The 9,745-nt window shown below is 59.9% G+C and carries 11 protein-coding genes and 3 pseudogenes; 13 read left to right on the top strand and 1 reads right to left on the bottom strand.

The genetic code is table 11. The annotated features are described in order from the left end of the window. The 13 genes and pseudogenes from GH681_RS24185 to GH681_RS22105 form a co-directional block, all read left to right on the top strand. The coding region (locus GH681_RS24185) for an IS4 family transposase (protein ID WP_153163405.1) at positions 1-109 on the top strand (109 nt) is incomplete at its 5' end. 205 nt (positions 110-314) lie between these two features. After that, a complete protein-coding gene (locus GH681_RS22160; RefSeq protein WP_153163688.1) occupies positions 315-893 on the top strand; it encodes a TerD family protein in 579 nt (192 codons plus the stop codon). Between the two features lie 42 nt (positions 894-935). Continuing rightward, complete coding sequence (locus tag GH681_RS22155) at positions 936-1,511, top strand: TerD family protein (protein ID WP_153163687.1); 576 nt, start codon at positions 936-938, stop codon at positions 1,509-1,511. Between the two features lie 224 nt (positions 1,512-1,735). After that, entirely contained in the window at positions 1,736-2,332 is a 597-nt protein-coding gene (locus GH681_RS22150; RefSeq protein ID WP_153163686.1) for a TerD family protein, read from the top strand. Then, a complete protein-coding gene (locus GH681_RS22145) occupies positions 2,332-3,363 on the top strand; it encodes an ATP-grasp domain-containing protein (RefSeq protein WP_228112033.1) in 1,032 nt (343 codons plus the stop codon). Before GH681_RS22150 ends, GH681_RS22145 begins: the two co-directional genes overlap by 1 nt. Before the next feature lie 62 nt (positions 3,364-3,425). Further along, a complete protein-coding gene (locus tag GH681_RS22140; RefSeq protein ID WP_153163685.1) occupies positions 3,426-4,559 on the top strand; it encodes a phosphoribosyltransferase domain-containing protein in 1,134 nt (377 codons plus the stop codon). Continuing rightward, positions 4,534-5,283 (top strand): hypothetical protein, encoded by a 750-nt coding sequence (locus tag GH681_RS22135; protein WP_153163684.1) that lies wholly within the window; start codon positions 4,534-4,536, stop codon positions 5,281-5,283. The genes GH681_RS22140 and GH681_RS22135 overlap by 26 nt, the downstream gene beginning before the upstream one ends. Continuing rightward, a complete protein-coding gene (locus GH681_RS22130) occupies positions 5,280-6,371 on the top strand; it encodes a cysteine protease StiP family protein (RefSeq protein ID WP_153163683.1) in 1,092 nt (363 codons plus the stop codon). The genes GH681_RS22135 and GH681_RS22130 overlap by 4 nt, the downstream gene beginning before the upstream one ends. Continuing rightward, entirely contained in the window at positions 6,364-7,272 is a 909-nt protein-coding gene (locus GH681_RS22125; RefSeq protein ID WP_153163682.1) for an HpcH/HpaI aldolase/citrate lyase family protein, read from the top strand. The genes GH681_RS22130 and GH681_RS22125 overlap by 8 nt, the downstream gene beginning before the upstream one ends. 34 nt (positions 7,273-7,306) lie before the next feature. Beyond that, positions 7,307-8,521: a TerD family protein gene (locus GH681_RS22120; RefSeq protein ID WP_153163681.1), complete on the top strand. Its 1,215-nt coding sequence runs from the start codon at positions 7,307-7,309 to the stop codon at positions 8,519-8,521. A 44-nt stretch (positions 8,522-8,565) separates the two neighbouring features. Further along, a pseudogene (locus GH681_RS22115) lies at positions 8,566-8,679 on the top strand (IS5/IS1182 family transposase); the annotation flags it as partial. After that, a pseudogene (locus GH681_RS22110) lies at positions 8,678-8,952 on the top strand (IS21 family transposase); the annotation flags it as partial. The pseudogenes GH681_RS22115 and GH681_RS22110, both read left to right, overlap by 2 nt. Positions 8,953-8,957: 5 nt before the next feature. Continuing rightward, positions 8,958-9,218, top strand: coding sequence for an IS4 family transposase (locus GH681_RS22105; protein ID WP_153163680.1), 261 nt, complete (start codon positions 8,958-8,960; stop codon positions 9,216-9,218). 67 nt (positions 9,219-9,285) lie between these two features. Here GH681_RS22105 and GH681_RS22100 read toward each other — a convergent pair. Beyond that, positions 9,286-9,522, bottom strand: a pseudogene (locus GH681_RS22100) (transposase domain-containing protein); the annotation flags it as partial. Positions 9,523-9,745 lie beyond the last annotated feature (223 nt).

The following is a 9,745-nucleotide window of genomic DNA, read 5'->3' as shown; positions in this document are numbered from 1 at the left end:
CCGCCGGCACGACGGCGAGCCAGGCGCCAAAACCATCTGGCTGGGTCTCCAGGAGATCGCCGTCTTTGTAGAAGGCGCCCGCTATGCACGGCAGTTCGGGGAGGCGTGAGATGTGTGTAATGGGATGCACATGACCACCTGCATAATGGCCGGGAGGTCCTTTGCTCGCAACGGCAGAAAAGTTGTTCACCGCGAGTTCTGTGCAATGCAGAAGTGCCCTCCGTGAAAAAACGCTTCTGAACGCGGGTGCCCATAATCTGCAGCCTTGCGTGACACGCCTAACCAAAAATTCATTCACAGAGGAGCTTTGATACATGGCAATCAGTTTGCAAAAGGGCGGGAATATCAGCCTTTCGAAAACAACCCCGAATCTGAAGAACGTGTTGATTGGCCTCGGCTGGGATGCACGCTCTACGTCTGGTGACGATTTCGATCTCGATGCAAGCGTTTTTATGGTCGGTTCGAGCGGCAAGGTGCGCTCCGATGCAGACTTTATCTTTTACAACCAGCTCCGCAGTACCTGTGGCTCCGTTGAGCACACCGGGGACAACCGGACCGGGGACGGCGATGGGGATGACGAATCCGTCAAGGTCGTACTCGATAAGGTCCCGTCAGTAATCGAGCGGCTCGTGGTAGCGGTGACCATCCATGATGCCCAGGCGCGTAACCAGAACTTCGGCATGGTCCGCGGGGCATACATTAGGTTGGTCAACATCGAAACGAACGACGAGATCGTGCGCTTCGATCTGACCGAAGACGCGTCGGTCGAAACTGCGATGATCTTCGGCGAGGTCTATCGCCACAACAACGAATGGAAATTCAGGGCGGTCGGCCAGGGTTACGCCGGCGGTCTGCATGCGCTTGCTGTCGCGCATGGTATCAACGTTCAGTAAGCCCCCTTCGCTCACCACCCACAACCAGGAAGGACAAACTATATGGCAATCAGTCTGCAAAAAGGCGGCAACATCAGCCTCTCAAAAGAAGCCCCCGGCATGAAGAAGATGATCGTCGGCCTGGGTTGGGACGTTCGTTCCACCGATGGCGACGGCTTCGACCTCGATGCGAGTGCGTTCCTGCTCAACAACACGGGCAAGGTGCGTTCGGACGCTGATTTCATCTTCTACAACCAGGCTAAGTCCGCTGACGGCAGCATCCAGCACGCGGGGGACAACCGCACGGGTGACGGCGAGGGCGATGACGAGTCGATCATGATCGAACTGGACAGGGTGCCGGCCGATATCGAGAAAATTTCGGTGTGCGTCACGATCCACGATGCGGAAGTGCGGCGCCAGAACTTCGGCATGGTCTCGAGTGCCTATGTTCGTTGCGTGAACGCCGACGGCAACACCGAAGTCGCCCGTTTCGACCTGTCTGAGGACGCCTCGGTCGAAACTGCGATGATCTTCGGTGAGATCTATCGCCACAGCGGCGATTGGAAGTTCAAGGCAATTGGTCAGGGCTTTGCCGGCGGGCTGGGGCCGCTCGCGAAGAACTTCGGCGTCAACGTCTAAGCGCAGCGTGTTGTCGCGAGACGCCCCGGCGGACGCCGCTGGGTGTCTCCGCTTCTCGACCATCCTAAGTTTGCATGTCGGCAGTGACCGCCAGGACGGATGCGGCTAGCCCAAAGGCAAGCCCCGACGCCCTCGTGAGTGAGCTTAACCGTGGTGCTTCGAAGCAAGCGCACACGCGATCGACATTTCGGCTCGTTAAAACGTCAAAAAAGGGAATCGAACACATGGCAATCAGCCTTCAGAAAGGGCAGAAAATCTCGTTGAGCAAGGAGGCCGGCGGCACGCTCACAAAAGTGGTGATGGGTCTTGGCTGGGATGCGGTCAAAAAGGAAAAGAAGGGCCTGATGGGCTTTCTGGGTGGCGGTGGTGCCGCACAGGAGATCGATCTCGATGCTTCGTGCCTGATGTTTGACGAGCAAGCCCGAGTCACCGACACCGTCTGGTTTCGCCAGCTCAAGAGTCACGATGGAAGCATCACGCACACGGGCGACAACCGCACAGGTGCTGGTGATGGGGATGACGAGCAAATCATCGTTGATCTGTCCCGGGTTCCTCCCCAGGTGAAGTCGCTGGTGTTTACCGTGAACTCCTTCACCGGGCAGACCTTTGATCAGGTCGCCAACGCCTACTGCCGCATCGTTGATGCCTCCAACAACAAGGAGGTGGCCCGCTACGACCTTTCTGTGCAGGGCAATCACACGGCACAGATCATGGCCAAAGTGTATCGCCACAATGGCGAGTGGAAGATGCACGCCATTGGCGAGAACGGGGTTGGGCGCACGTTCAATGAACTGATGCCCCAGATCACGCCGCATCTGTGATGCCTTTCATGAAGCGGGTCTGGTTCAACAAGACGTTTTCGTCCGTGCATTCGGCGCTCACCTTGATTCGCAAGGGCGACTCCGAAGGCCAGTATCGACTGCTGTGCACGCACCCGAACCCGCACGCACTGGGTCCGCTGGCTGCCGATGAGGCGGCTGCGGAGCCCAGCGGACTGACTGGTGAAGGGTACGTGGAGTGGTGCCTGGCCTTCTGCCGGGAAAGGAAGATCGACATCTTCGTGCCTGGCAAGGAAGCCACGCTGATCGGTCGCCATGCACAGCGGTTTCTGGACCAGGGTGTGCGCGTCCTCAGCGCGGCGGCGCCCGACACGATTGAGCGCCTGCACGATAAGGCCTGCTTCTATGCGGAGGCATGCGCCCCGAGCGCGCCGTCGCCCGAGCTCGAGGTGTTCGAAGACGCCGAGGCTTTCGATGCAGCCTATGAGCGCATGCGAATGCGGCACGAAGTGCTGTGCATGAAGCCTTCAGTTTCGGTCTATGGGATCGGGTTCCGGCAGATCAGCGAGAAGAAAAGCGCTTTTGATCTGATGCTCGACGGCAACCCGTACCGAATCGATTTGATGTCACTGCGCGAGATGCTGCAGCGAGCTGGGCATTTTCGGCCGATGTTGCTGATGCCCTTCCTGGCAGGGCACGAGTTCAGCGTCGACTGCGTGGCGCTCAACGGCGAGTTGGTGTGTGCAGTCGCTCGACGCAAGCCTCTCGCTTCAGGGGAAGGGCAAACAATCGTGGTGCGCGAGGACATCCTGCAGGCCTGCTCGCACCTGGTCCGGCAGTTCGCGCTCAACGGCAACGTGAACATTCAGTTCCGAGAGGGGAGTCAAGGACTCAGGATTCTTGAGATCAATCCTCGCATGGCGGGCGGTATCGCAATGGCTTGCCTCGCAGGGCCGAATCTCCCCTATCTCGGACTCGTGGCCTTCGACCAAGGCAGTAATGCCGTTGCGCCGGGGCCAATCGAGGACGGTCTGCGCGTAGCCGAGATCAACCAGGCGGTGTGCATGTTATGAGTAGCGCAGTCGCGGCTGTTGGGCATGCGCCAAGCACAATCCGTTCGGAGCTTCCAACCGGCGTGTTGCGTCTGGAGCTCGAGGAGGGGCGCTCTGCATTCGCGTCGCTCCTTGATTTCGCGGCAAGGGCAAACCCGAAGCGCGCGTTCCTCTTCCTAAGCAAGGTCCTTGGCAAGCACTACCCATCGATCCCGAGCGAGATGGTGTCCGTGCATCGCCAACTGGCCGCTACTGTGCCCGATGCCGCAGGGCCGGTTGTGTTCATAGGCATGGCGGAAACGGCAACCGGGCTGGGCCAGGGGGTCTTCGAGGCTTGGGCCCATGCGCACCCCGGCTCGAGCCCATTGTATATGCAGAGCACACGTTACAGGGTCCCGGGGGCAGACTGGTTCGGATTCGATGAGTCTCACAGCCACGCGCCACGACTGTTCCTGCACCTACCGCAGCGAGACACCGACCGTGCGGCGCTGGCTGCGGCCACTCAGGTCGTATTGGTGGACGACGAGTTGAGCACGGGCAACACGTTCGTGAATCTCGTTGCGGCCTTGCGTCGTGTCATGCCCGCGCTTTCGCGTGTGCATATCGCCACGATTGCGGATTTCACTGGAGACCGGCGTGCGCTGCTCTCCGAGCGCATGGGCAGTCCTTGCTCAATCGGTGGCTTGCTTCGTGGTGCCTGGCGCTTCGAATACCAGCATGGCGCTGTGCCTGAGACCTTGGCCGCGACCAGTCCTGCCCAGTGCTCAGCAGGGCATGAGGTACAGATTGAGGACGCCGGCTACGGTCGCCTTGGGCGCACCACTTGCGTATCCCCGTCGAATAGGTTGGTCGAACGCTTGGCCCGTGAGCCGGTGGAGAGCACCACCCTGGTTCTGGGTACGGGCGAATTCATGCATGCAGCCTTCGCGCTTGGCCGGGCGCTTGAATTGCGTGGTGTGGACGTGCGCGTCCAGTCCACCACCCGCTCGCCGATCCTCCTATGGGGGGCAGTGGGTCACATCCTTACGGTACCAGACCCCTATGGCGAAGGCGTCCAGAACTACCTCTACAACGTGCGGCCCGGGCAGTACGCCCGGGTGCTCATCTGCCATGAAACTGCGCCGAGCGATCAGCTCATTGCGTTGGCGACGACGCTGCGCGCCCGCCTGATTCACTTCACCTCAGACGACCATGTTGAAGAAATTCCTGTTTGCTGATCTTGATGACACGCTGTTCCAGTCAGGCCGCAAGTGCCCCGAGGGCGCACCTCTGACGCCCATGGCGTATCTCAAGGATGGCACGGCGCACTCCTTTGCGACGAAAGCCCAGAAGAGCTTCCTTATGCTGATGCAGCAGGAGATGACGGTCATCCCGGTGACAGCGCGCAACGCAGATGCGTTCTCGCGGGTGCGCTGGCCGTTCACGAACGGGGCGGTGATTAACTACGGTGGCATCATCCTGCGGGCAGACGGCGCAGTAGACGAGGATTGGCTTGCACAGAGTCGCACTCAGGCAGCACATACGCTGCCCATGCTCGAGCATGTCAGCGGGGTCCTGCAATCGATTGCCGATTCGCTTTGCGTCCAGTTGCGCATCCGGATCATTTCGGACTTCGAGACGCCCTTCTACCTGTGCGCCAAGAGCAATGAGGGCGATGAGCAGGCGCTAGACCGCACCGAGCCTTTGCTGCGCGACTACTGCGCCGAAACAGCGTTGCCGCTTTTAATTCATCGCAACGGCAACAACCTCTCCGTGCTGCCGCTGTGGCTGGACAAATGCCACGCCGTCGAGCATCTCACCGAGCGGCTGCGCCGCGAACATGGCGAGATCGTCACTTTTGGGATGGGTGACAGCCTCTCTGATTTAGGCTTCATGACGACATGCGATTACGCACTCGTTCCCAAGGCAAGCCAGATCAACCGCAAGTGGGAGGCTGCATGATGTTCTGCGGCTCCTACCGTCCGAGCGACGTCGAGTTCTTGCTCAAGCCGATCACGATCGACTTCATCGCTGACCTCGAGTTCAAGGAGTCGCTGATCCAGTCCGGGACCCGGCATTACAGTGAAATGCTCTCCCCCGAGAAAGTCCCCTCAGAGCGCTATCTTGGGCTGTTCCACGACGCTCACCAGCGCAACCGCGCGCAGTTGTCAGGGGATTGCCTGCGTCTGGCGCAACTGCTCCATGAGAAACACGGTTCGGAACTGACCCTGGTCTCACTGGCACGCGCCGGCACACCCATCGGGGCTGTTCTCCGACATCTCGTTGCGCGGATTTCCGGCACACCACCCGCGCACTACTCAATCTCGATTATTCGGGACCGAGGAATCGATACCGCGGCACTTAGTGAGATTTTGGCGCGGGGGCATCGCCCTCAGTCGATCGCGTTCATCGACGGATGGACCGGGAAGGGCGTCATCAGCCGTGAACTCACGAAAGCCATCGCTCAATACAACCGCTCGCACGGAACCGCCATCGACTCCGGCCTCAATGTGCTGACCGATCTGGCGGGGTCGGCCGCACTGGCTGCCTCGAGCGAGGACTACCTGATTTCGTCGAGCATTCTCAATTCGACCATCAGCGGGTTGGTGAGCCGTTCGATCCTGAACGAGGCGATCCTGCCTGGTGAGTACCACGGCTGCGTGTTCTTTGGAGACTTCGCCCAGTATGACCTGTCGCAATGGTTCGTTGACGACGTCGTGGCCGGGGCGATTGGGCACCTGGAGAACGGCGGTGCGCCCAAGTCGCCGCAACTGAGCAGGCCAGCACAAACGGCGATCTCTTGCGGCTACATGAAAGAGGCAATGTCACTGTACGGGATTACAGACGAAAACCTCATCAAGCCGGGGATCGGTGAAGCAACGCGCGTGCTTTTGCGTCGGTTCCCGCAGCGGGTGATCGTTCGTGACTGTCATGACCTGAAGGTGGTCCACCTCCTGGCGCTTGCCGAGGAGAAGGCCGTTCCAGTCGAAACCGACGCCACTTTGCCCTACAACGCCGTTTCGATCATTAGGAGCGCCCGTGATGCGTGACGCCACCGAACTGGGCGCAAGCCTTTATCTGCCCGCAACACGCTTGGATCTGCTCGACGTGGTGAGAGGAGAGAGGCTCTCCGAGGTGCGGTCGGTGATCTTTTGCACCGAGGACTCGGTCAGACTCAAGGACCTCAGTTTCGCAATCGACAATTTGCGTGCGCCCATTCGTGCGCTCACATCTGCGTCACACCAGATGCGCTTCATTCGGGTGCGCAACCCGGAAGTGATGCGCCAAGTGCTCGCGTTGCCTGGCATCGAGAAACTGGATGGCTTCGTGCTGCCCAAGGTGACTCGAAGTGCGCTCTCCAAGTACCTGAGGCTGCTGCGTGGCACAGGTCACCTGATCATGCCCACGTTGGAAACCAAAGAGGTGTTCGACGAGCGCGAGATGATCGCCTTGCGTCGGGTCATGGACAAGGACGGGGTGCGCGAACGAGTGCTCTCGCTTCGGATTGGCGGCAACGATCTGCTCTCGATCATCGGCATGCGTCGCCCTCGTGGCCGAACGCTGTATGAAACGTCCCTTGGACAGGTGATCGCGCGATTGGTGACCACCTTCAAGCCGAGCGGCTTCAACCTGAGCGCTCCTGTCTTTGAGTACCTCAACGACATCGAGACGCTGCAGCGAGAAGTTGAGGGGGACCTTGCCCATGGTCTGATCGGCAAGACGGCGATTCATCCCGACCAAGTGCCGTTGATTCACGCCTGCTACCGGGTGCATGCCTCGGATCTGGAGATGGCGAGCCACATCCTGCGCGAGGATGCGCCTGCTGTCTTTCGCATGTACGACTCGATGTGCGAGCCCGCCACACACCGGAACTGGGCACGCAACCTGTGCAAGTCCGCCTCGTGTTTCGGCCTGCAGCAGAGCGCAGACGCGAACTCGCTGGCAGCATAAGTCAGATGTCTTCTGAAAAGGGAAAGGATAAAAAATGGACTTCACGCGCGGACAACGATTGAAACTTGAGGCGTTGGGGCTGGCGGATGCTGCTTTTTCTGTCACGGTGGAGCTAAACGCAGGGCCGCTGACGGTCGATGTGGCGTGCTTTGGTCTGGACGGAGCTCGAAAGCTCTCCGACGAGCGCTACATGACCTTCTTCAACCAGCCGACAACGCCTTGCGGGGCGGTGAAGCTCAAAGGGCAGGGTAAATTCGATCTCGATCTGGCACGACTGCCTGCCTCGATTGATGCGCTAGTGATGACCCTCGCGATAGACGGCTCCGGAACCATGCGACAGCTTGGCGCCTCCTCGGTTTCCCTGATTGGCGGCTCGACGGTAGCCGGCTGCTATCGTTTTGACGGGGGACACTTCGCCTCCGAGCGTGCTGTCATGCTTCTTGAGTTCTATAGGAAGGACGGGGTCTGGCGGCTTTGTGCCGTGGGCCAGGGGTTTAACGGTGGGCTTGATGCACTGGTGACGCACTTTGGCGGATCAGTCGCCGAGAAGGCCGCTCCGGCGCCAGCCCCACAGCCGCCCGCACCGGCTGCACCACCTCCTCCTCCGGCGCCTCCCAAGGTCTCCCTCTTGAAGATCACGCTTGAGAAGCGGGGCGAGAAGATCTCGCTGGAGAAGCGCGGACAGGCCGGTCACGGGAGAATCGTGTGCAACCTGAACTGGTCGTCGGGACAGGCTCAAGAGAAACGGGGCTTTCTTGGCGGGGTATTCGGGAAAACAAAGGGGGCGGGGATCGACCTAGATCTTGGGTGTCTCTTCGAACTGTCCGATGGCCGCAAGGGCGCGGTACAAGCCCTCGGGAACACCTTCGGGGACTTCAATCGCCCGCCATACATCCACATGGCCGGCGACGATCGCACAGGGGCCAATTCTTCGGGCGAGTTTCTATACATCAACGGCGATCACTTGAAAGATCTCGATCGGGTCTGTATCTACGCTTTCATCTACGAGGGCGTAGCCAACTGGGGGCAAGCTGACGGCGTCGTAACGCTGACAGTTCCTGGGCATCCTCCGGTTGAGGTCCGTTTGGATAACCACGACAACAGCAAGAACATGTGCGCGATCGCGATGATCGAGAACGAACGTGGCAACCTGAAAATCACGAAGCTAGGTGAATACTTCGCTGGCCACTTGGAACTGGATGAGCGGTATCAGTGGGGCTTGCGCTGGAAGGCAGGGTCGAAAGACTGAGCTGGCTTTGTTGCCCCCCCCGTCCCAACGGGTAGGCTCTGGGCATAAGTGAAGGCAAGCGCCCGCGGGGCAGATACAAGACGACAAACTGGGCGGACTACAACGCGGCATTCAAGACCCGAGGTTCGCTGACGATGTGGCTGGACACTGATATGCAGCCAGCGGCGCATCTGGCAGGATGCGGGCCGCTTGCGCTTTGGCAGCTTCGTGGAGCTCAACGTGTGGTTGCTGGCCCGCTGCCAGGCCCTGTGGCAGCAAATCCAGCATCCGGAGTACGCGCGCTCTCGGTCGCCGAGATGCTCGAGCACGAGCAGCCGCAGCGGATGCCGATGGTCAGTGCGTTCGATGGTTACGTAGAAGAGCCGGGGCGCGTCTCCAGCACCTGCCTGGTGAGCGTGGCCCGCAACCACTACTCGGTGCCCTGCGAGCTGGCCTGATGAACCGCTCGGCACCGAATGGCATACCCGAACTCGTGTTCACTCCACTGGAAGTGCAGATTCTCAATGAGTTGATGCCGCGGTACGGTCGCATCAAGCCCGCACTGTCAGAGTACCTCGTGCGCCTGGCAAAGCTTGGCGGCTACCTGGACAGGGCTCATGACCCTCCCCCAGGAAACACTGTTATCTGGAGGGGCTTATCCAAGCTGAACGACATTGTCCTGGGAGCGCGAATTGGTATCAAAATTGTGGGTAATTGAAAGGATCGCCGGGCGCTTACAGTACAATGCAAATATCATCGTAAGCGTTCAGCCCGCGGCGTAGTTGCTACGCCACGCGTCTTGAGATATCCGAGCGCAGCGGAGCCTTTTCGAAGTGCTGCTTCCACAGCCGAGGCGTGAGCTGTGCGACATCGGCGGCCGGGTGTTGGCCGACACGCTGGAGAACGTCGACCAGATAGTCGTACGGATCGACGTGGTGCAGCCGACAGGTTGCGATCAGGCTCTGGACGATGCCGACGTGCTGGGCCCCCAGCTCGGTCCAGCTGAACATCCAATTTTTCCGATTATGTCGAGTTCAGCATAATCGGAATTATGTTCAGTCCGCGATTATGCGGAGTCGCCGGCGGCGTGGCTTGAAATGGCCGTGGCCAACACCTCTGCAGGCTCCGGTGGCGGATCTCGCCTGCGCATAATCATTGGTGGTTTCCTGTGGCTCCCATGCCTCACTCCAGGAGACCACCATGCCCACCGACCTCTGCTTGGCGCACCTTGTCCGCCGTGACTGG

The sequence above is a fragment of the Zoogloea sp. 1C4 genome, from assembly GCF_009469605.1.
Classification (GTDB): Bacteria; Pseudomonadota; Gammaproteobacteria; order Burkholderiales; family Rhodocyclaceae; genus Zoogloea; species Zoogloea oryzae.
This window is presented reverse-complemented; position numbering and strand designations above follow the sequence as displayed.

What these genes read in the sequence shown, in the direction of transcription:
- GH681_RS22160 (WP_153163688.1), top strand. Translation starts at nt 315, where the DNA reads ATGGCAATCAGTTTGCAAAAGGGCGGGAATATCAGCCTTTCGAAAACA.
- GH681_RS22155 (WP_153163687.1), top strand. Translation starts at nt 936, where the DNA reads ATGGCAATCAGTCTGCAAAAAGGCGGCAACATCAGCCTCTCAAAAGAA.
- GH681_RS22150 (WP_153163686.1), top strand. Translation starts at nt 1,736, where the DNA reads ATGGCAATCAGCCTTCAGAAAGGGCAGAAAATCTCGTTGAGCAAGGAG.
- GH681_RS22145 (WP_228112033.1), top strand. Translation starts at nt 2,332, where the DNA reads ATGCCTTTCATGAAGCGGGTCTGGTTCAACAAGACGTTTTCGTCCGTG.
- GH681_RS22135 (WP_153163684.1), top strand. Translation starts at nt 4,534, where the DNA reads ATGTTGAAGAAATTCCTGTTTGCTGATCTTGATGACACGCTGTTCCAG.
- GH681_RS22130 (WP_153163683.1), top strand. Translation starts at nt 5,280, where the DNA reads ATGATGTTCTGCGGCTCCTACCGTCCGAGCGACGTCGAGTTCTTGCTC.
- GH681_RS22125 (WP_153163682.1), top strand. Translation starts at nt 6,364, where the DNA reads ATGCGTGACGCCACCGAACTGGGCGCAAGCCTTTATCTGCCCGCAACA.
- GH681_RS22120 (WP_153163681.1), top strand. Translation starts at nt 7,307, where the DNA reads ATGGACTTCACGCGCGGACAACGATTGAAACTTGAGGCGTTGGGGCTG.
- GH681_RS22105 (WP_153163680.1), top strand. Translation starts at nt 8,958, where the DNA reads ATGAACCGCTCGGCACCGAATGGCATACCCGAACTCGTGTTCACTCCA.